The sequence below is a fragment of the uncultured Roseicyclus sp. genome (assembly GCF_937892565.1).
Lineage (GTDB): Bacteria > Pseudomonadota > Alphaproteobacteria > Rhodobacterales > Rhodobacteraceae > Roseicyclus.
The window spans coordinates 1-20302 of the sequence record NZ_CALAHQ010000041.1; the positions used below are offsets into that span (position 1 = coordinate 1).

Here is a 20302-nt window from a genome sequence, read left to right on the forward strand (position 1 = left end):
TAATTGTTGATCACCAAGAAATTGGTGAAATGGAACGTGGGCACGCGCGAACCGTTTCCGAAGATGCGTTCGAGCTGGTGGTTGTCCCTTCCAGTGTTCACGGAGCGAATGCATCTTCAGCTCGTGTGCGCCGCATCGGCCCCTGCCGTCAACCGATGCGGCGCACCCGGTCGCTTTTCATCGCTGTCGATGACGGGTTGTCCGCATTCCTGCGATACAGGCTCATGCTGCGATTGCTGCCGCAAGGTCATGCGCAATCGCGCGGGCGAGCCCGCGTCAAGACAGTGCGCGCTGATCGGGCGCAGCGCCGCTACATGGACAAAGCGATGGCAACAACAGACCGTCAGAGTGCGTCGTGCCCGATCGTATCCACCAGATCAGGCGAACGCGGCATGCTTTGCAACCGCTGCTTCGCCAGACCCGATGAATAAAGAGGTTGGATCAAACGCGACGCGCTCTAGTGCGGTTCGCCCGCACGCGCGGGGGGTGGGGTTGGCTTGTCTGTAGCGGGTGGATCTTCGTAAAGCGACCAGTCATGGCTGCGTTCGCTCTTGGGAAGATCGGACCGGTCCAGGCGCATGCTGATATGGGTCTGCGCCAGGAAATGCGCTGTGATTGGTGCTGTCAAAAACAGGAACAGGGTGATCATCAACTCGTGAAACGAGAACATGCCCTTGACCAGAAGGAAATAGAGCATGGATGCCACAAGCACCCCGCCCACACCCAGTGTTGTCGCCTTGGTCGGAGCATGCAGGCGTTGCATCGTGTCCTTGAGCTTGAGCAGACCGAAGCTGCCCACCAGGCCGAATAAGCCGCCGATCACGAGAAAGACAGAAATCAGGATGTCTGAAAGCATGATGGCCCCTTATTCTATGATGTCGCCGCGCAAGACGAAGCGGCAATACGCAACGGTCGAGACAAAGCCGACCATGGCGATCAGCATGGCGGCCTCGTAGTAGACCCCGGTGCCTTCGAGGGTGCCATAAAGGATCAAGAGCGCGATCATGTTGATCACCATGGTGTCGAGGGCCAACACCCGGTCGGCCCGCCCCGGCCCATGGATGATCAACCACAGGTTCATCAACAGACCCAGGCCAAAACAGCCCATGGCAAATATCAGCGCGTAGGTGATCATGGGAAAATCTCCAATAACCGTCTTTCGTAGCGGGACTTGATGTCGTCGCGCACGGCGGTCGGATCTTCACAGTGCAAGGCATGCACGAGGATCGATGTGCCGCAAGAGGACAGCATGGCCGAGACCGTGCCCGGTGTCATTGTGATGGTGCCTGCAAGTACCGTAATGGCCTCGGGCGCGTGCAGGTCCAGCGGTATGGTGATCCAGACCGATTTTAGGTCGCGGTTCGGTTTGAACAGGATGATCAGCGCGATCTGCACATTGGCAACGACGATATCCCAGAGCACCACGAGGATATATTCAACGATCTTGAGAGGGTGCCTTATGCGGGGTTTCCCGGGCCAGTAGGGCGCTGTCAGAAACGGGATCAACAGCCCCAGGACCCCGCCCAGAATGACGTTGCCAAGCGTGATCTTGTTGACCAGGGCCAGCCAGATCAATGTCAGGGCCAGCGAGAGCAGAGGATGGGGGATAAGCCTGCGCAGCATCACCGGGCCTCCTCTGATGCGCCATTCAGCACAGCATCGACATAGCCCGAGCTTTCGTAGATCTGGGCTGATGTGGCTTCGAGGTAGCTTGTCACCGGACCCGCCGTGGCCGCCAGCGCCACAAGCAATGCCACTGCCAGCATGGCGGGCGCCACGTCAAACCCGACCGCGGGAATTGGCGCCGATCGATGGTCCTGAGCGGCCGCGGTATTGGATACATCCGCCGTGTTCATGCTTGCAGAGGTCGATTTCCAGAACAAGATGCTGCCGGCCCGGGCAAAGCCCAGGATGCTCAGCAACGACGCAACCAGGATCGCCGTCCACGCCCAGCCAATCACCTCAGGTGCGCTGAGCGCGTCAAGGATCATCAGCTTGCCAAGAAAGCCGGAAAGCGGCGGCATGCCCACCATCCCGATGGCGGCGACGAAAAACAGGGCTGCAAAAAGCCCGTTGTGCATGGTGGCGGGTTGTAGGCCAAGCCAGTCGTTGCCGCGCCGGGCGACGATCAGATCGGCCAGCAAGAACAGTGCCGCGGCCGAAAAGGTCGAATGGATCAAGTAGTAGAGCGCCGTGGTCGTGGCATAGGGGTCAAAAACGGAAACCGCCAACAAGAGCGTCCCCATCGACCCCACGACGGCATAGGACAGAAGCGGTCCCACCCGGCGCGCCCCCAGCACACCGACTGCGCCCAAGGCGATGGTCAGGAGCGCAAGCGGAAACAACCAATCGCCAATCAGCGTGTCGGTGGCCGGGTTGTCCGGACCAAAGGCCATGCCGTGGATGCGGATGATCGCATAGGCGCCAACCTTGGTCATGATCGCAAAGAGTGCCGCCACTGGCGCGGGTGCATTTGCATAGGTCGCAGGCAGCCAGAAATGCAGCGGAACCAGCGCTGCCTTTATCCCGAAAACGATCAACAACAGCATTGCAGCGACCCGGATCAAGCCGCTGTCATCGGCGCTGCTTTCTTGCACCTTGACCACCAGATCGGCGATGTTCAGCGTCCCTGTTGCCGCGTAAAGCGTGCCCAGCGCAAACAAGAACAGCGTCGATCCGACAAGGTTCATCACCACATATTGCAGCCCAGCCTGCAGGCGTGTCTTGCCTCCCGAATGGACCATCAGCCCGTAGGAAGCGATCAACAGCACCTCGAAGAACACGAACAGGTTGAACGCGTCCCCCGTCAGGAAAGCACCGCAGATGCCCATCAATTGGAATTGGAACAATGCATGAAAATGCCGCCCGCGATTGTCCCATTCGGTGATCATGGCATGCAGCAACACGATCACCGCAAGAATGGCTGTCAGCAACACCATCAGCGCCGACAGCCGGTCCAGCACCAAGACGATACCAAAAGGCGCGGGCCAATTTCCAAGGTAGTAGACATGCGTCTCGCCCTTGGCTGCAAGCACCGTCAGGCCGATTGAAATGGCCAGCAAGGCCAATGTGCCGATCGCCGACGCTGCGCGCGCCACGACAATGTCGTGACGCATCACAAAGGCGATCAGGGGCGCCAGCAGCGCCGGCAAAATGACAGGGGCGATGATCCAGTGGTTCATACGTCCCGCTCCTTTGGTTCAAAGCGGAATTTGATCTGCTCATGCTCGGGGTCGCGCGCATCCCGTGCTGTTGCGCCTTGGTCTGGCTGGTCGGGGGCTTGCATGTCGATCTTGTCATCGCCGACCTCGAGGTAGGCACCAAGGGCGAACATCACCAGCACGGCAGTCATGCCAAAGCTGATCACGATTGCCGTCAGCACCAGCGCCTGTGGCAGAGGATCGGTATAGGCGGCAAAGTCTGTGACCGTGTAGCCGTCCAGAACCGGTGGCTTGTTCACGGCCAACCGCCCCGTCGAGAACAAAAAGACGTTGACGGCATAAGACAGCAAGGCCAAGCCAAGGATCACGGCAAAAGCCCGCAACCGCAAGATCAGATAGACCCCCCCAGCGGTCAGGGCGCCAACGGCGCTGGCAACAAGTAGCTCCATCTCAGGCCCCCTTTCCCGTCGATGACGGTGCGCGCACAGCCAGGCTTGGGTCGTATTCCATCGGCTCTTGATTGACGGTTTCACCGGCGTGGCGGGCCAGACGCGACAGGCTGTAGAGCATCAGCATCACCGCGCCCAAGACGCAAAGGAAAACCCCAAGGTCGAACAACAAGGCGGTGGCCAATTCGAACTCCTCGATCGGCGGAAATTCGAAATAGCCGAAGTTCGAGGTCAAGAAGGGCCGACCAGCCAGCCATGAGCCCACCCCCGTCAGGCCGGCGATCAATACGCCAAAGCCGATGAGAGCATGATATTCGAACCTTTTGCGCCGTGTGGTCCATGCAAATCCGCTGGCCATGTATTGCATCAACAGCGCGATCGAAAAGATCAACCCGGCCACGAAACCGCCGCCCGGTTGATTGTGGCCGCGCAAGAAGATGTAGACAGCCACCATCAATGCGATGGGCAACATCACCCGGGTTGCCACCACCATCATCAGCGGATGGCGATCACGCGACCGGTCCGCGCCAAAATCGGCATTGCGCAGCTTTCGTCCCGCAGGGCCGTTCAACAACGCCTCCATCAGCGCGTAGATGCACAGGCCCGCAATCCCCAGCACGATGATCTCGCCATAGGTGTCATAGCCACGGAAATCCACCAGGATCACATTGACCACATTGGTGCCACCGCCCCCCGACTTGGAGTTGGCGAGGTGGAAATCCGAAATCGTCGAAAAATCCCGCAGCATGAAGCTATAGGCCAGCGCCGCAACTGCCACACCGGTGGCGATGGCAAGGGCGGCATCGCTTGTGCGGCGACCCGCCCCGCTTTCGATCGGGGTTTGCTTGGGTAGAAAATGCAGCGCAAGCAGCAACAACAAGATGGTCACGGTCTCGACCGTGATCTGTGTCAGCGCAAGATCGGGCGCCGAGAGATACACGAAACCAGATGAAATCATCAGGCCGATCACGCCGATCACCACCAGCGCACGAAACCGCACCCGGTGGTGGATCACGACCATGGCCACCGCCGCCATCAAGAGCACCCACCCCACGAACACCACCGGCGGTACCGGGGTCAGGTCGCGTGTCACGGGGCCCATGGTGCCACCCGTGAAGGCAATGGCACCCAGCGCAACAGTCACCGCGACAACGATCGCAAGATAGCGGCTGATTGCGCCATGATGCAGTGTTGCGGTCAGTCCGCGCATGCTGCCTACGCTTGCGGCAATCAATCGGTCAAAGATCGCCTTGGCCTCGGGGCGTGGCGCGGCGACCCAGATCCGATCAAGATGCCTGTGCATGACAAGCAAGATCGCCCCGCCCAGAATTGCCGCCACCGACATCAGGAACGCGGTGTTCACCCCGTGCCAGATCTTGAGGTAAAATGTCAGATCTTGCCCGGTCACGGCCTCGGCCGCCATTTTGACGACCGGGGTTGCCAAAAAGGGTGCAACCCCGATGGCGATCACGAAAATGCACAAAAAGGCAGGCGCGGCCCACATGCCAAAACCGGGATCATGTGGCTTGGCAGGATAGTCGTCGCGCGGGGGGCCGGCGAAAACATGAAAGATGAACCGCAAGCTATAGGCGACCGAGAACAGCGCGCCCAAAGTTGCAAGTGTCCCGACGATCCATGAGTTCTGGTACCATGTGGTGTGGGCCGCCTCATGCAGCATGGCCTCTTTGGACAAAAAGCCGTTGAACAGCGGGAACCCCGCCATGGACAGCGCCGCAACCGTCCCGATCACCGCTGTGATGGGCATCAGCCTGGCCAAACCGCCCAGACGTTTGATGTCGCGCGTGCCGGTTTCGTGGTCAATGATGCCTGCCGTCATGAAGAGCGCGGCCTTGAAGGTCAGGTGGTTGATAATATGGAAAACCGCAGCGATCGCCGCCTCCTTGGTGCCAAACCCAAGAAGCATGGTCAGCAATCCCAGATGCGAGACCGTCGAAAAGGCCAGGAGTGCCTTGAGATCGTCCTTGAAAAGCGCGATCACCGCGCCCAGCACCATGGTGACCAAGCCCACGCTTGCCACGGTGTAGAACCACAGATCGGTGCCCGCCAAGGCGGGCCACATGCGTGCCAGCAAGAACACGCCTGCCTTCACCATCGTCGCCGAATGCAGATAGGCCGACACTGGCGTGGGGGCGGCCATGGCATGCGGCAACCAGAAGTGGAACGGGAACTGCGCCGATTTTGTGAAAGCCCCAAGCAAGATCAGGATCAATGCCGGTGCATACCACTCACTCGCCCTGATCTGATCGCCTGCTGCAAGAATATCCGTCAGGTGATAGCTGCCGACGATCTGGCCCAGGATCAGCATGCCACCGATCATCGCCAGACCGCCAGCACCTGTCACCGTCAATGCCATGCGTGCGCCTTGACGACCTTCGGGAAGGTGCTTCCAGTATCCGATCAACAGAAAGGAAGAAAGCGAAGTAAGTTCCCAAAAGATCAACAAAAGCAATATATTATCGGAAAGAACGATGCCCAGCATCGCGCCTTGGAATAGCAGCAGATAGGTATAGAATTGCCCCATCGGGTCTTTGCTTGACAAATAATAGCGCGCGTAGAGCGTGATCAGCAGCCCCACACCAAGGATCATGCACGCAAAAAGCAGCCCCAGCCCGTCGAGGAAGAAGGCCGCCGACAAGCCCAACTGCGGCAACCATTCGATCTCGTAGCGGTAGACGGTACCATCCATCACGCCCGGAGCGAGCGCCCCCAACAGCACCAAGGCAAGCACTGTGGGAATCGCAGTGAAGCTGGCGCAGGCATTGCGCCCTGCGCGAATCATTATTCCGGGCACCAGCGCGCCCAGAAACGGCAAGATCGCGATGATCGCTAACAGGCTGTTTTCAGAAAACATGCGCGGCTCCGCTGGGTCGAGTACAGTGCAAAATCAAGGATGCGCGCCCATGATGTAACGCTTGGCCATTCCGGGTAACGCAGGGCGAAGTGGGATGCTGGTCGCGAAAGTTCAAGCCGGGGAAGAAGACGCCATTTTACAATCCGGCGCTGCGCCCATGACCCTCTGAAACAGTCGCGGCGGTCGCTTCTTGCAAGGCTCAGCCCTTGTCGTCGTCACCTGCACCGCCTCCCCGTGCTTGAAGCGCCAAGGCGCCCTGTTGTGGCCTGCGCGTTTGGCGCGGCACTTGCTTGGCCGACACGATCACCTGACACGGCCACCAGTTCAAGCGTTTTCGGAGCCAAGTATAGGTTGACGTTGCAGAAATCTGTCGATTCAGGTTTGCAAAAAGGCGTGGCTGCCATCGGGGCGAATGGCCACGGCGGTCAACCGGCCTGTCGACCATGCGCCGGTATCAAGGCCGATCCGGCCATCCGACAGGCTTGGCGCGCTTTGCTCCACATGGCCATGGGCCACCCATGCGTCGTCGCGGCGTGGGGTGGTGTCGAATTCCGGGTGCCCCCACAGCAGCACCCGCGTGCTTTGGTCCGTCATCGGACGCAGCGGATCGGCCCCCGCATGCACCGCCCACAGATTGCCCGAGTGCCAGACCAAAGGCCGGTCTGCGATCCAGCCATGCGTTGCCTCGCCCACCGCTTCGGCCAGACGGGCGGCGGCATCCGCCCATGCGGGCGCGGTGGCGCCTTGGTCCAGCCCAACGGGGTCAAGCCCATAGCTGGCCAGTGTTGCCGCCCCGCCCTGGCGCAGCCAACGCGGACCGCGTGCGGTTGGATCAAGCATAAAATCGAGCAGCATGCGTTCGTGATTGCCCATCAGACAGGTGACATTGCCGGGAAATTCGAGAGTCAATGCCCGTAGCCGTGCCGCCACGGCCGCGCTGTCGGGGCCGTGATCGATGTAATCGCCCACAAAGACCAGTTGCGGGTCCACCGCGCCTGTGCCGCCGATATGGGCATCGATCAGATCCAGCATCGTTTCCAGCAGATCGGCGCGCCCATGGATGTCGCCCACGATATAGCATGGCAAATCCGGGCGCGGCAGATCGGGCCCGGCCATGGCCGGGGTCACACGGCCAGTTTGGCCAATCAGAAGAGAGCGGAGGTGGCGCATCATGATGGGTGTCAGGTGGCCCTTGGGCGCCCGCTTGGCAAGCGCAAAGACACCAGATTGCGACCGCTCAGTCGCGGGCGCGCAACACCCTTGCCGGGCGTGCAGCCAATGGGCGCAGCGCAAAGCCCAATCCCGACAAGAGCGTGGCCAGCGCGCCGCCCAGAATGATGGCGATGGCTGACACGGGTTCGAACCGATAGGTGGTGTCCATCACAAAGGTCATCACCGCCCAGCCGCCCAGCCCCCCCGCCAGGATCGCCACGACCCCCGCCGCAGCCCCAAGCAGCGCCGCGCGCAAGGCAAAACTGGCCAGAATGACCCCGCGCGATGCGCCAAGCGTCTTCATCACGGCCGCCTCGAACACGCGGCCACGCTCACCGGCGGCTGCGGCACCGATCAACACGATAAATCCGGTGACGAGCGTGGCCGCCGCACCATAGGATGTGGCGGCGGCCAGGCTGCGCAGCGCGCTGGCCACCTGATCAAGCGCATCGCGCACCCGGATCGCGGTGATGTTGGGCGCAGCGCCCGCCACATCACGCAAGATCGCGGCTTCGGCCGCTTCTTCGGCATAGACGGTGGCGATATGGGTGTGCGGTGCGCCCGCCAGCGCGTTCTGCGACAGCGTCAGCACAAAGCCGATCCCGGCATTTTCGAAGCGCACCTCGCGCAGCGCGGCGATCTCGGCCTCGATGTCGCGGCCAAGGATGTTGACCGTCAGCCTGTCGCCGATGCTCAGCCCGATTTCGGCCGCTTCTTCGGCCGCAAAGGCCGCCAGCGGCGGGCCGGAATAGTCGTCGGGCCACCATGTGCCTGCGACGATTTCCTCGGGCGGGGGGGCCGAGGTGGCATAGGTCACGCCCCGGTCGCCCTGGATCACCCAGTGATCACCCGCCACGTCTTGCGCGCGCTGGCCGTTGATGCGGGTGATGATCCCGCGCAGCATTGGCGCGGTGTCGACCCGGCTGACGGCAGGGTCGCCCGTCACGCGGTCAAGAAAGGGCTGAAGCTGGTCGGGCTGGATGTCGACAAAGAAATACGAGGGGGCGACCGTCGGCAGATCGCGCTGGATGGCGGCGCGCAGGTTGGTGTCGATCTGACCCACCGCCGCCAGAACCGCCAGCCCAAGGCCCAAAGACAAGACAACGCTCATCGCCTCGGATCCGGGGCCGCCGACCGACCCCAGCGCCGTGCGCAGCGCCGTGTGCCCGCGCAAGATCCGCGCCCGCGCCAGCCGCCGTGACAAGGCCCGGATGCCGCGCGCGGCCAGCGCCAGCAACAAAAGTGCGCCCATGATGCCCCCGGCGGTGCCCAGCGCCAGACGCTCGATCCCCGACAGCCAGGTGGCCAGACCGATCAACAAGGCCGCAAGTGCGACGATGGCCATCAGCCAGATCGGCCGCGGCCAGGCCTGCACGCCCCCCGCCGCATCCCGGTAAAGCGCCGCCGCGCGCAGGTGTTCGGTGCGGGCCAGTGGCCAAAGCGTAAAGATCAACGCCGTCAGAGCGCCGTAAAGGGCGGCCTCGGCCAAGGGTGCGGGATAAAGGGCAAAGGCGATGGGAATGGGCAATTGCGCCGCAATCAGCGGTGCAAAGATCAGCGGCAGCGCCGCGCCCAGAACCAGCCCAAGGCCCAGCCCCAACAGCGTCAACAGCCCCACCTGCATGAAATAGGCGGCAAAAATCGTGTGCCCCTCGGCCCCCAGTGTCTTGAGGGTGGCGATTGTTTCGACCTTGCCCTCCAGATAGGCACGCACGGCGGCCGACACGCCGACCCCGCCCACGGCCAGCCCGGCCAGCCCCACCAGCACCAGAAAGGCGCCGATCCGGTCGACAAAGACCTGCACCCCCGGCGCGCCGTTGCGGCTGTCGCGCCAGCGCAGCCCCGTATCCTCAAAACGCGCGCGCGCCGCGACCGAGAGCGCGGCCAGATCGGCCCCTTGTGGCAGGGCCAGCCGATATTGGCTGTCATAAAGCGTGCCGGGCGACAAAAGACCCGACCCCTCCAGCCCTTGCAGCGTCACGATGGTGCGCGGCCCAAGCCCGAACCCGCCCGATGCGCCATCGGGTTCATCCACCAGCGCCGCGCGCAATTCGAATTCCTGCGTGCCAAGTCGAAACACATCGCCGATGGTCAGCGCCATCCGGTCGATCAACAGCCGGTCCATCACCGCGCCGGGATGTTCGGTCGTGGCCAGCGCCTCGGCCAGTGCCAGCGGCGGATCAAGCACCACCGTGCCATAAAGCGGATAGGCGCCATCGACGCCGCGCACCTGTGTCAGGCCGCGTTCCACGCCGCCCGCGCGGTCGATCACGACCATCGAGCGGAAATCCACCGTTTCGGAAACGCGAAGCGCGATCTGGTCCATGAAGGCGCGTTCGGCATCATCGGCGAAGCGATAGGTAAAGCTCATCTCGGCATCGCCGCCCAGAATGCTGGCCCCTTCGCGCGCAAGCCCCGCCTCGATGGCCGCGCGCACCGATCCGATGGCGGCAATCGCGGCCACGCCCAGCGCCAGACAGGCCAGAAAAATCCGAAAACCTTTCAGCCCGCCGCGCAATTCGCGCCGTGCGATGCGCCACGCGATGCTCATTCGGCCGCGTCCCTGAGGGCTGCGCCCTCGATCCGCCCATCCCGCAAGCGGATCTCGCGATCGCAGCGCGCGGCAAGCTCGGGCGCATGGGTCACCAGCACCAGCGTTGATCCATACCGGTCGCGCAGGCCAAACAGCATCTCGATGATCGCCTGCCCGTTGGCGCCGTCCAGATTGCCGGTCGGCTCATCGGCCAGCAAGATGCGCGGGCGCGGGGCGGCGGCACGGGCCAGCGCCACGCGCTGCTGTTCGCCGCCCGACATCTGGCTGGGGTAATGATGCGCCCGATGGGCCAGCCCCACCGCCGCCAGTTCCGCCTCGGCGCGGTCAAAGGCATCGCGGTGCCCGGCCAGTTCCAGGGGCGTTGCCACATTTTCCAGCGCGGTCATCGTCGGGATCAGGTGGAAGGATTGGAACACCACCCCCATATTGTCCCGGCGAAAGCGGGCAAGCTGGTCTTCGTTCATCGCGGTCAGGTCTTGGCCCAAGGCAATCACATCACCGCCCGTGGCGCGTTCCAGCCCGCCCATCAGCATGAGGACCGAGGATTTGCCCGACCCCGATGGCCCCGTCAGCCCCACGGTTTCACCGGCATGGATATCGAGCGTGATCGCGTGCAAGATATCGACACGCCCCGCATTGCCATCGAGCGACAGCCGGGCATCGACAAGCGACAAGACGGGATCGGCCATGACGGAACGCCTCGGTTTACATTGGTTCAAGGCATATGGGGCCTTGCGCTGCGCGGGCAAGACGCTGGCCCTTGTTCTGGCGTTGTCCGGCCCCGCCGCCGCAAACGATCAGGTGACGATCGCGGCCTTGGGCGACAGCCTGACCCAAGGCTATGGGCTGGTGCCTGAACAAGGCTTTGTGCCGCAATTGCAAGACTGGCTGACCGCGCGCGGCCATCGGGTCAGTCTGATCAATGCCGGTGTGTCGGGCGACACCACGGCGGGCGGGTTGGCCCGGATCGGCTGGACGCTGACCGCCGATGTCGATGCGCTGATCGTGGCCTTGGGGGGCAATGACCTGTTGCGGGGTCTGCCGCCCGAGGCCAGCCGCGCCAATCTGGACGGCATCTTGCAAGCCGCAGCGACAGCCGGGGTGCCGGTGTTGCTGGTGGGGATGGAGGCACCGGGCAACTACGGCCCCGAGTTCAAGGCAGCCTTTGATGCCATGTACCCGGAACTGGCCACGCAGTATGGCGCGCTTCATGCCAAAAGCTTTCTGGGCCCGCTGACCGATGCCGCTCTGGTCGATCCGCGCGCGGCGCTCGCCAGCTACATGCAGGCCGATGGCATCCATCCCAACGCCGCCGGGGTCGCCCGCATCGTCGGGGCGCTGGGCCCCGTGGTGGAACAGCTTATCGCGGCGGTGCCGCAATCGTGATGGCGGTGCCCGCATCCGCGCAAAGCCGCTGCAAGGCGACAGGTGGCGGGGTGTCGGTGACCCAGCGATCCAGATCGCGCAGGTTGGCGATCCGCACGGGCGCGGCGCGGGCCAGCTTGCCGGCATCGGCCACCAGCATCGCCGCACGCGCTTGTGACACGATCGCGCGCGACACGCGCACTTCGTCGGGGTCGAAATCGAGGATATCGCCCTCCTGATCCAGGGCCGAGCCGCCGATCACGGCCACATCGACCTTGAACTGGCGGATCGTTTCCACCGCCATGTCGCCGGTCAGCCCGCCATCGGCCCGCCGCAGCCGGCCCCCGGTCACGATCACCTCGGCCGATGGGTGGGCGCCCATGATCTGGGCCACGTTCAGATTGTTGGTCACCACCATCAGGTTCGGCGTGTCGATCAGCGCGCGGGCCACGGCTTCGGTCGTGGTGCCGATATTGAGAAACAGCGACGCGCCCGGCGCAATCAGCGCGGCAGCGGCGCGCCCGATCGCCTCTTTCGCGGCGGCCGACAGGCGGCGGCGTTCGGCATAGGCGATATTGGTCACCCCCGAGGGCAACATCGCCCCCCCATGGGTGCGCGCCAACAGCCCCGCATCGCACAGATCGCCCAGATCGCGGCGGATCGTCTGCACGGTAACGCCAAAGCCCGTGGCCAGATCATCGACACTGACCCGGCCCGTCTGTCGGGCAAGATCGAGGATGTCGGACTGGCGCGGGCTGAGGCTCATGAGTCTTCTATAGCAATGTCTTTGCCAGAAAAGGATAGGATGAATTCGAAAACAAACGAACACAAAAATTGACAAAACGAACATGACATGAAAGAGCGATGGCGCTGAAGGCACCGCAAGGGGGAACCGGCATGGGCGCGCGCTATGATCTGTTCATCATCGGCGGCGGCATCAACGGCTGCGGCATCGCGCGCGACGCGGCTGGGCGCGGGCTGTCGGTCTGTCTGGCCGAAATGGGCGATCTGGGGGGCGCGACATCCTCGGCGTCAACCAAGCTGTTTCACGGCGGCTTGCGCTATCTGGAGTTTTTCGAATTCGGGCTGGTCCGCCATGCGTTGGCCGAACGCGAAACCCTGCTGGCCGCCATGCCGCATATCAGCTGGCCCATGCGTTTCGTGCTGCCACTGTCGCCTGACATGCGCTTTGACACCGCAACGCCGACGTCACGGCTTTTGGGTGCGGTCATGCCATGGCTGCGCGGGCGCAGGCCCGATTGGCTGATCCGGCTGGGCCTGTTCCTCTATGACCATCTGGGCGGGCGCAAGATCTTGCCGGGCACAACCACCCTGTACCTGCCCGGCACACCCGAAGGTGCGGCGCTGAAGCCCAAATTCGTCAAGGCCTATGAATATTCCGATTGCTGGGTCGAAGATGCCCGTCTGGTCGTGCTGAACGCCCGCGATGCCGAGGCGCGGGGCGCGCGCATCCTGACGCGCACGAGGGTCGTGGCGGCCAGTCGCAGGGGCGATCATTGGCAGATCACGCTCGACCATGATGGTGCCAGCCAACAGGTGACGGCGCGCGCGCTGGTCAATGCCGCCGGCCCCTGGGTCGCCGATGTGGTGCAAGGCGTGATCCGCCAGAACAGCCGCGAAACCGTTCGGCTGGTGCGCGGGTCGCACATCGTCGTGCCGCGCGTGGCGGGGCACGCGAAAAGCTATTTCTTTCAAGGCGCCGATGGGCGCATCATCTTTGCCATTCCCTATGAGACCGATTTCACCCTGATCGGCACCACCGATGCCGACCATCCGGGCGATCCCCGCACGGCGCATTGCACGGATGCGGAACGCGATTATCTGATCGATTTTGCCAACCACTATCTGCGAACGCCGCTGACCGCCGATGATGTGGTCTGGACCTATTCCGGCGTGCGGCCGCTTTACGATGACGGGGCCACATCCGCCACGGCGGCGACGCGCGACTATGTGCTGTCGCTCGATGACAACGGTCCGGTGCTGCTCAACATCTTCGGCGGCAAGATCACCACCTATCGCAAGCTGGCCGAGGATGCGTGGGACAGGCTCAAGCCCCATTTCCCCGGCGCGCGCGCGCATTGGACGGCGGGTGTGCCCCTGCCGGGCGGGGATTTCCCGGTCGATGGGGTGGATCGGCTGATCGACGATCTTTGCACGGCGCATCCCTTTCTGAGCCGGGCCTGGGCCAGCCGTCTGGTGCGCGCCTATGGCACCGAGGCGGCGCTGATCCTGACCGGCGCACAGACCGCCGCCGATCTGGGGCGCGATTTCGGGGCGACCCTGACCGAGGCGGAACTGCGCTGGCTGATGACCCATGAATATGCCCGGACCGCTCAGGATGTCGTCTGGCGGCGCAGCAAGCTGGGATTGCGGCTGACAGCCGAACAGGTCGCGGCCATCGACGCCTTTATGGCGGCCGGGTGACTTGCCGGGTCACTTGAAGGTGGCGCGTCAGCGGTTAATGTGACGCACAGGACATGGGGGGCAACGCGCCGATGACGCATATTCTGGCCATCGATCAGGGCACCACATCGACCCGCGCGATCCTGTTTGATGCGGGCATGCGCCCCATGGCCAGCGCGCAACAGGAATTCGGCCAGATCTATCCCGCCTCGGGCTGGGTCGAACATGACCCGCAAGAGATCTGGCACAGCGTGGTGGCGACCTGCCGCGCGGCGATGGCCAAGGGCGGGGTGACGGCGCGCGATATCGCGGGGATCGGCATCACCAACCAGCGCGAAACCGTGGTCTTGTGGGATCGCGCCACGGGCCAGCCGCTGCACAATGCCATCGTCTGGCAGGACCGGCGCACCGCTGAGCTTTGCGCGCGCCTGAAAGCCGAAGGGCATGAGGCGATGGTGCAGGACAAGACCGGGCTATTGCTCGATCCCTATTTTTCCGGAACCAAGCTCGCCTGGCTGCTGGATCATGTGGACGGCGCGCGCGCGCGGGCCGTGGCGGGGGAACTGGCCTTTGGCACCATTGACAGTTGGCTGATCTGGAACCTGACCGGCGGGGCGGTGCATGCCACCGATGCCACCAATGCCTCGCGCACGATCTTGTATAATATCCGCACGGGCTGCTGGGATGCCGAGATGTGCGCGCTGCTGGATGTCCCCATCGCGATCTTGCCCGAGGTGCGCGATTGCGCGGCCGATTACGGCATGACCGATCCCGCGCTTTTTGGCGGCGCGATCCCGATCCTGGGCGTGGCGGGCGATCAACAGGCGGCCACCATCGGTCAGGCCTGTTTTCAGCCTGGCATGATGAAATCGACCTATGGCACGGGGTGTTTTGCCTTGCTCAACACCGGCGACACGCTGGTGCGCTCGCAAAACCGGCTGCTTGGCACCATCGCCTATCAATTCGACGGCCGGCCGACCTATGCGCTGGAAGGCTCGATCTTCATCGCCGGGGCGGTGGTGCAGTGGCTGCGCGATGGCCTCGGGATCATCGACAGCGCGCCCCAGACGCAGGCCTTGGCCATGGCGGCCGACCCAAGCCAGCAGCTTTACCTTGTGCCGGCCTTTACCGGGCTTGGGGCGCCCTATTGGGACCCCGAGTGTCGCGGCGCGATCTTTGGGCTGGCCCGCAATTCCGGGCCGGCCGAATTTGCGCGCGCTGCGCTGGAAAGCGTGGGCTATCAGACCCGCGATCTGTGGGAGGCGATGGCCGCCGATTGGCAGGGCGCGCCGGGTGGCAATGTCAGGGTCGATGGCGGGATGAGCGCCTCGGACTGGACGATGCAGTTTCTGGCCGACATCCTTGGCGCACCCGTCGATCGCCCGCAGGTGCAGGAAACCACCGCGCTGGGGGCGGCGTGGCTGGCGGGGATGCGGGCAGGCGTCTATCCCGACGCGGCGGGTTTTGCCGCGACATGGGCGCTGGGTCGCAGCTTTTCGCCACGCATGGAGGCCGCCCGGCGCGGGGCGCTTTACGCGGGCTGGAAAGACGCGGTCGCCCGCACCCTGAGCCGCCCATGACCGAGGCCCCCACATTGCGCGTTGCGTTGGCCCAGATGTGTTCGGCCGACACGCATGCGGCCAATATCGCCACCGTTGCGGCCCTTGCGGCCCTTGCCGCCCAAGGTGGCGCCCAGCTTCTGGCCCTGCCCGAGGTGGCGGGGCTGATGAACCGCAACCCCGAGACGTCGCGCCGACAGGTCGTCCGCGCCGATCATGATCCCTTCATCGCCGCCTGCCGCGATCTGGCGGCCCGGCATGGGCTTTGGCTGCATACCGGATCGACCCCGGTGCTGGGGCCGGATGGGCGGTTTCTGAACCATTCCACGCTGATCGATGCCACGGGCGGCATCGTGGCCAGCTATGACAAGATTCACCTCTTTGATGTCGCGCTCGACGGGCAGGCGCCGATCGGCGAATCCAAGCGCTTCGCGCCCGGCACCCGCGCGGCTATCGCCGATACGCCTTGGGGGCGTTTTGGCCTGTCGATCTGTTACGATCTGCGCTTTGCCTATCTGTACCGCGCCTATGCACAGGCGGGTGCGGTGGTGATGTTCATCCCCTCGGCCTTTACCGTGCCCACGGGTCGCGCCCATTGGGAGGTTCTGCTGCGCGCCCGCGCGATCGAGACGGGGGCCTTCGTGCTGGCCGCCGCCCAAGCGGGCCACCATGCCGATGGCCGCCAGACCTATGGCCATGCGCTGGCCGTGGGCCCATGGGGCGAGGTTCTGGCCGATCTGGGAGACACCGCCCCGACCATCAGCTTGATCGATCTGGATCTGGGTGCGGTGGCGCGCGCGCGCGCTCAGGTGCCGGCCTGGGCTGTGCGGCCGCCCGATTGGTTCGATCCGGCGCTGGTCCGCTGAAGATCACGGTTGCATCGCGCGCCCGGTCAGCAACACTAGACCCTGCAAGTAAGGGGTAACGCCATGGGGCAAGATGCCGATGGCAGGGCCTGTCCGGCCGACATCGCCGGGGCCCTTGCGGATGTGGCACGCTGGCTGGACACGGCCAAGGGTGATCAGGGCTGGCTGTCATCGCTGCGCTTTGGTGTGGCGGGGGCACTGGCACAGACCCCAGAAACGGATCTGGCCGAGGCCGGGTTTCGCAAGATCCTGTCTGACCATCCCGGCCATCTCTGGGCGTGGATCGGTCGCATCGATCTGGCGCTGGCGCGCGGTGACGCGCCTGCCGCCGTTGCGATCGGGCAGGATGGGCTGACCCATCTGCCCCAGGACAGGCTCTTGCGCCGCAAGACCGCCGAGGCGCTGGAACAGGCCGAGGGTCCCGTGGCGGCCCTTGCCCTGTTGCAGGGCGGCGGCAACCCCGAGATCGGTGTTGACGATCTGCGCTATGCCATTTCGCTGCACCGCGCGGCGCAAACCGTCGGTCTGGCCTTGCCGCTTTGCATCCAGCTTTTGCACCAAAGCCCCGATGATGCGCTGGCGCTTCTGGCGCGGATCGAGGCCCATCTGACACGCGGCGAGACGGCCGATGCTGTCGCCGCAGCACAGGCGGCGTTGGCCTGCCATCCAGATGATCCGGAAATCCGCTTGCGCGCCGCTCAGGCCCATCTGATGGCTGGCGACCGTGCGCGCGCCGCCGATCTGGCCAAAGACATGGCCCAAGGCACAGCCTTTGCTGCCGCGTTTCGGACCGTGTTGGCGCAAAGCGCCGGATCGGATGCCGGCGCAGGCTCTGCGCCACCCCCGGTCAAACCCGCCACGCCCGATCTGTCCGCCCTGATGGCCGCGCTTGAGGCGATGGCGCAGCCGGGCGGCCCACCCGGTGCCGATGCTCACGCGAAACTGTTGGACCTGATCCGCGCCAGTGGCGATCTGCCATGGTATGGGGCGCTTGCTCTTGTGCAGCGGGCCTGCAGCCTGGGCGCGTTCAGCTTGGCGCAACAGATTGCGGCGGCTTGCGCGGATGCGCCTTGGCCCCCAGCGGATCGGCAGGCCTTTGCCATCGAGGATGCCTTGCTGCGCAAAGGTCCGCGCGCCGCCATGGATTGGATTGCCGCCCATCCGACCCCCCGGCGCGATGCGGAAGCCGCTGCACGGATCGGCCGCGTGCTTGTGGCCGCCGGAACCGGTCCGCTGGCCGCGCGTTATCTTGGCCGCGCCTGTCGCCGGTGGCCGGCCGAGGCAGCGCTGCAGGATCTGAGCGCCGAGGCCCTGATTGCCTGTGGTGCTGCCGATACGGGCCCCCAGCCCCCCGAGAACGCCGCGTCCGGCCCCTTTCCCGCCCCTGTCGGGAATGGCGCACAAGACCCATCGCCCGCACTGCGAATTGCCGCGATTGAACGGCATCTACTGACCGGCGACCTTGTGGCCGCCGAAGCCTGTCTTGCGGCCCTGTCCCCTCATGACGGGCCCATGGCCGAGGCGCTGATCTGTCGCCCGCGGTCCACGCAGCTTGGCACACTTCTGAACGAGGCGCGCGTGCTGGCCGCGATGGGGATCGATTGGAGCGGTGCGGACCGCGCCGCGCTTGCCCCGCTGGCGGCCGATTTCTTTCTGCCCGCCCGCCGTGTCGTGGATCTGTGGCTTGAGGCACAGGGCATGGCCCTATTGCCCGCGGTGGGCACGCGCCCCGACCGGCTCCACCTGATCTGGCCCACGCCACTGGCTGACCGGGCCGAGGAACGCCGGATCATCGCCGCATGGGCCGCGTCGGGCTTTCCTGACCCGCAGACCCACACGCCCGCCGAACGGCCTGGATGGCTGCGCCGCCATCATGGCATCAAGGCGGCGCGCGCCTACGCGCGGGCCGATGACGCCGCGCAAAAGGCCGATCTTTTCATGCTGGCCCTGTTGCTCGACCAAGGCGGGATCGCCGTTCTGGGGCCGCAATGGCCGAACCGGGCGCTTGCCCGCTGGTGCCATGGGCTTGCGGACAGCGTGATGTTTCGCGATGGCGCCGGCGCGCTTGTCAGCGATGTGATCATGGGTCCGAAAGGCCACCCGGTCATCGCGGCGGCATGGGAGATGGCGCTGGATGCATGTCTTCAGGGCGAACGCGAGCATCGCTGGTTCAAGACCGGCCCCGGTCTGCTGACGCGTGCGATGGCGCGGGTGATCCTTGCGGAGGGGCTGGCGCCCGAGGCCCTCGGGCTGGTGCCGCTCAGGGCCCTGCGCCAGCGGTTGCACCCCTATCGGCCCGCCGCCATTTGGTGATTACACCATTATCCTTTGCGCGGTATTTACATCTTTCGCTCAATGGGGTCTTGTCACACCGGAGCCGCATCACCGGCTGCTTGCCGTGCCGTTCTGGGGATCACCGATGACCACATCGCCGCCGATCACACCCGTGCTGCTTTGCGGCGGGTCTGGCACGCGGTTGTGGCCCTTGTCGCGGCAAAGCTATCCCAAACAGTTTTCCGCCCTGATCGGGGGCGAAAGCCTGTTTCAGGCATCGGTCCGGCGCCTGACGGCCCCGGGTTTTGGCCGCCCTGTTGTCATAACCGCATCGGATTTCCGCTTTATCGTCACCCAGCAACTGGCCGAGATCGGCGCAGACCCCGCCGCCATCTTGCTTGAACCCAAGCCCCGCAACACCGCGCCTGCGGTTCTGGCGGCGCTGTTGCACATCGCACAGACCGATCCGGCCGCGCTGGTGCTGATCGCGCCGTCCGATCATGTGGTGGCCGACACCGCCGCGTTTCACACCGCCATTGCCCTTGCGGCTGCGGCCGCCGCAAAGGGGGGCATCGTCACCTTCGGCATCCGGCCCGACCGGCCCGAAACGGGGTATGGCTACCTTGAACTGGCCCGGCCCGCGCCCGATGGTGGTGCCACGCCGCTCAACCGGTTTGTCGAGAAACCCGACCGCGCCACCGCCGAGACGATGCTGCAAGACGGGCGCTATTTGTGGAATGCGGGGCTGTTTCTGGCGCGCGCCGATCAGCTGATCGCGGCGTTTCACACCCATGCCCCCGGCCTGATCGACCCGATCACCCGCGCCCTGTCCGAGGCGACGACCGATCTGGGCTTTGTGCGGCTGGCCGAAGCGCCCTGGGCCTTGGCCGAGGCGATTTCCATCGACTACGCCGTGATGGAACGCACCGGCGCGCTGTCGGTCGTGCCCTTTGACGGGGGGTGGTCCGATCTGGGCGGCTGGGAAACGGTGTGGCGCGCCATGGCGCCCGACGCGGCAGGGGTGGCCACCAGCGGCCCGGCGCACGGGATCGACTGCACCAACACGCTTTTGCGGGCCGAGGCAGAGGGGCAGGTGCTGATCGGGCTGGGGCTGGACAACATGATCGCGGTCGCCATGCCCGACGCGGTCGTGGTGGCGCCGATGGACCGGGCACAGGATCTGCGACAGGCGGTCGCCGCGCTCAAGGCGCAGGGCGCGCGACAGGCGACCGATTTCCCCAAGGATCACCGCCCCTGGGGCTGGTTCGAAAGCCTGGCGCTGGGGGCGCGGTTTCAGGTCAAGCGCATCCATGTGAACCCCGGCGCCGCGCTCAGCCTGCAAAGCCACCACCACCGGGCCGAACACTGGATCGTGGTGCAAGGCACGGCCCGGGTGACGGTGGACGGCACATCGCGGCTGATGACGGAAAACGAATCCGTCTACATCCCGCTGGGCGCCACCCACCGTCTGGAAAACCCCGGCAAGGTCCCCATGGTGCTGATCGAGGTGCAGACGGGCGCCTATCTGGGGGAAGATGATATCGTCAGGTATGAGGATGGGTATGG

17 protein-coding genes are annotated in these 20302 nt (G+C 64.6%); 7 read left to right on the forward strand and 10 right to left on the reverse strand.

The annotated features are described in order from the left end of the window. A partial coding sequence (locus Q0094_RS05885) for a hypothetical protein (RefSeq protein WP_297616282.1) occupies positions 1–431 on the forward strand: 431 nt, incomplete at its 5' end. Positions 432–457: 26 nt separating this feature from the next. Here Q0094_RS05885 and Q0094_RS05890 read toward each other — a convergent pair. From Q0094_RS05890 to Q0094_RS05930, 9 genes are all read right to left on the reverse strand, one after another. Continuing rightward, positions 458–856 carry a Na+/H+ antiporter subunit G gene (locus Q0094_RS05890; protein WP_297616285.1) on the reverse strand — a complete coding sequence of 133 codons (399 nt, stop codon included), beginning with the start codon at positions 854–856 and terminating at the stop codon, positions 458–460. 9 nt (positions 857–865) lie between these two features. After that, positions 866–1135, reverse strand: a complete 270-nt coding sequence (locus Q0094_RS05895; protein ID WP_297616287.1) for a K+/H+ antiporter subunit F — start codon at positions 1133–1135, stop codon at positions 866–868. Then, positions 1132–1623, reverse strand: a complete 492-nt coding sequence (locus Q0094_RS05900) for a Na+/H+ antiporter subunit E (protein WP_297616289.1) — start codon at positions 1621–1623, stop codon at positions 1132–1134. The genes Q0094_RS05895 and Q0094_RS05900 overlap by 4 nt, the downstream gene beginning before the upstream one ends. After that, complete coding sequence (locus Q0094_RS05905) at positions 1623–3182, reverse strand: monovalent cation/H+ antiporter subunit D (protein ID WP_297616291.1); 1560 nt, start codon at positions 3180–3182, stop codon at positions 1623–1625. The genes Q0094_RS05900 and Q0094_RS05905 overlap by 1 nt, the downstream gene beginning before the upstream one ends. After that, the gene (locus tag Q0094_RS05910) at positions 3179–3610 is read right to left on the reverse strand and encodes a Na+/H+ antiporter subunit C (protein ID WP_297616293.1); all 432 of its coding nucleotides are present in this window, start codon (positions 3608–3610) and stop codon (positions 3179–3181) included. The genes Q0094_RS05905 and Q0094_RS05910 overlap by 4 nt, the downstream gene beginning before the upstream one ends. 1 nt (position 3611) lies before the next feature. Next, entirely contained in the window at positions 3612–6482 is a 2871-nt protein-coding gene (locus Q0094_RS05915; protein WP_297616295.1) for a monovalent cation/H+ antiporter subunit A, read from the reverse strand. 375 nt (positions 6483–6857) lie between these two features. Beyond that, positions 6858–7598 (reverse strand): metallophosphoesterase, encoded by a 741-nt coding sequence (locus Q0094_RS05920; RefSeq protein WP_297616297.1) that lies wholly within the window; start codon positions 7596–7598, stop codon positions 6858–6860. Between the two features lie 121 nt (positions 7599–7719). Beyond that, positions 7720–10245: an FtsX-like permease family protein gene (locus Q0094_RS05925; protein WP_297616299.1), complete on the reverse strand. Its 2526-nt coding sequence runs from the start codon at positions 10243–10245 to the stop codon at positions 7720–7722. Then, positions 10242–10937, reverse strand: coding sequence for an ATP-binding cassette domain-containing protein (locus Q0094_RS05930; protein WP_297616302.1), 696 nt, complete (start codon positions 10935–10937; stop codon positions 10242–10244). The genes Q0094_RS05925 and Q0094_RS05930 overlap by 4 nt, the downstream gene beginning before the upstream one ends. On the opposite strand from Q0094_RS05930, the gene Q0094_RS05935 reads away from it, so the two are divergent. Further along, positions 10936–11634, forward strand: coding sequence for an arylesterase (locus tag Q0094_RS05935; protein ID WP_297616304.1), 699 nt, complete (start codon positions 10936–10938; stop codon positions 11632–11634). The two genes, Q0094_RS05930 and Q0094_RS05935, sit on opposite strands and share 2 nt — an antisense overlap. Here the strand turns inward: Q0094_RS05935 and Q0094_RS05940 are convergent. Further along, positions 11609–12379: a DeoR/GlpR family DNA-binding transcription regulator gene (locus Q0094_RS05940; protein WP_297616306.1), complete on the reverse strand. Its 771-nt coding sequence runs from the start codon at positions 12377–12379 to the stop codon at positions 11609–11611. The genes Q0094_RS05935 and Q0094_RS05940 overlap by 26 nt on opposite strands. A gap of 98 nt (positions 12380–12477) precedes the next feature. Between Q0094_RS05940 and glpD the strand changes: the two genes are divergently transcribed. From glpD to Q0094_RS05965, 5 genes are all read left to right on the forward strand, one after another. Further along, complete coding sequence (glpD, locus tag Q0094_RS05945; protein ID WP_297616308.1) at positions 12478–14058, forward strand: glycerol-3-phosphate dehydrogenase; 1581 nt, start codon at positions 12478–12480, stop codon at positions 14056–14058. Between the two features lie 71 nt (positions 14059–14129). Beyond that, positions 14130–15617, forward strand: coding sequence for a glycerol kinase GlpK (gene glpK / locus Q0094_RS05950; RefSeq protein WP_297616311.1), 1488 nt, complete (start codon positions 14130–14132; stop codon positions 15615–15617). Next, entirely contained in the window at positions 15614–16462 is an 849-nt protein-coding gene (locus Q0094_RS05955; protein ID WP_297616314.1) for a carbon-nitrogen hydrolase family protein, read from the forward strand. Before glpK ends, Q0094_RS05955 begins: the two co-directional genes overlap by 4 nt. A 63-nt stretch (positions 16463–16525) precedes the next feature. After that, entirely contained in the window at positions 16526–18775 is a 2250-nt protein-coding gene (locus tag Q0094_RS05960) for a tetratricopeptide repeat protein (RefSeq protein WP_297616317.1), read from the forward strand. A 106-nt stretch (positions 18776–18881) separates the two neighbouring features. Beyond that, a partial coding sequence (locus Q0094_RS05965) for a mannose-1-phosphate guanylyltransferase/mannose-6-phosphate isomerase (protein ID WP_297616320.1) occupies positions 18882–20302 on the forward strand: 1421 nt, incomplete at its 3' end.

Coding starts and splice junctions, on each gene's coding strand:
- Q0094_RS05900 (WP_297616289.1), bottom strand. CDS start 1,623: ATGCTGCGCAGGCTTATCCCCCATCCTCTGCTCTCGCTGGCCCTGACA.
- Q0094_RS05955 (WP_297616314.1), top strand. CDS start 15,614: ATGACCGAGGCCCCCACATTGCGCGTTGCGTTGGCCCAGATGTGTTCG.
- Q0094_RS05915 (WP_297616295.1), bottom strand. CDS start 6,482: ATGTTTTCTGAAAACAGCCTGTTAGCGATCATCGCGATCTTGCCGTTT.
- glpK (WP_297616311.1), top strand. CDS start 14,130: ATGACGCATATTCTGGCCATCGATCAGGGCACCACATCGACCCGCGCG.
- Q0094_RS05925 (WP_297616299.1), bottom strand. CDS start 10,245: ATGAGCATCGCGTGGCGCATCGCACGGCGCGAATTGCGCGGCGGGCTG.
- Q0094_RS05910 (WP_297616293.1), bottom strand. CDS start 3,610: ATGGAGCTACTTGTTGCCAGCGCCGTTGGCGCCCTGACCGCTGGGGGG.
- Q0094_RS05920 (WP_297616297.1), bottom strand. CDS start 7,598: ATGGCCGGGCCCGATCTGCCGCGCCCGGATTTGCCATGCTATATCGTG.
- Q0094_RS05905 (WP_297616291.1), bottom strand. CDS start 3,182: ATGAACCACTGGATCATCGCCCCTGTCATTTTGCCGGCGCTGCTGGCG.
- Q0094_RS05960 (WP_297616317.1), top strand. CDS start 16,526: ATGGGGCAAGATGCCGATGGCAGGGCCTGTCCGGCCGACATCGCCGGG.
- Q0094_RS05935 (WP_297616304.1), top strand. CDS start 10,936: ATGACGGAACGCCTCGGTTTACATTGGTTCAAGGCATATGGGGCCTTG.
- Q0094_RS05890 (WP_297616285.1), bottom strand. CDS start 856: ATGCTTTCAGACATCCTGATTTCTGTCTTTCTCGTGATCGGCGGCTTA.
- Q0094_RS05940 (WP_297616306.1), bottom strand. CDS start 12,379: ATGAGCCTCAGCCCGCGCCAGTCCGACATCCTCGATCTTGCCCGACAG.
- Q0094_RS05895 (WP_297616287.1), bottom strand. CDS start 1,135: ATGATCACCTACGCGCTGATATTTGCCATGGGCTGTTTTGGCCTGGGT.
- Q0094_RS05930 (WP_297616302.1), bottom strand. CDS start 10,937: ATGGCCGATCCCGTCTTGTCGCTTGTCGATGCCCGGCTGTCGCTCGAT.
- glpD (WP_297616308.1), top strand. CDS start 12,478: ATGGCGCTGAAGGCACCGCAAGGGGGAACCGGCATGGGCGCGCGCTAT.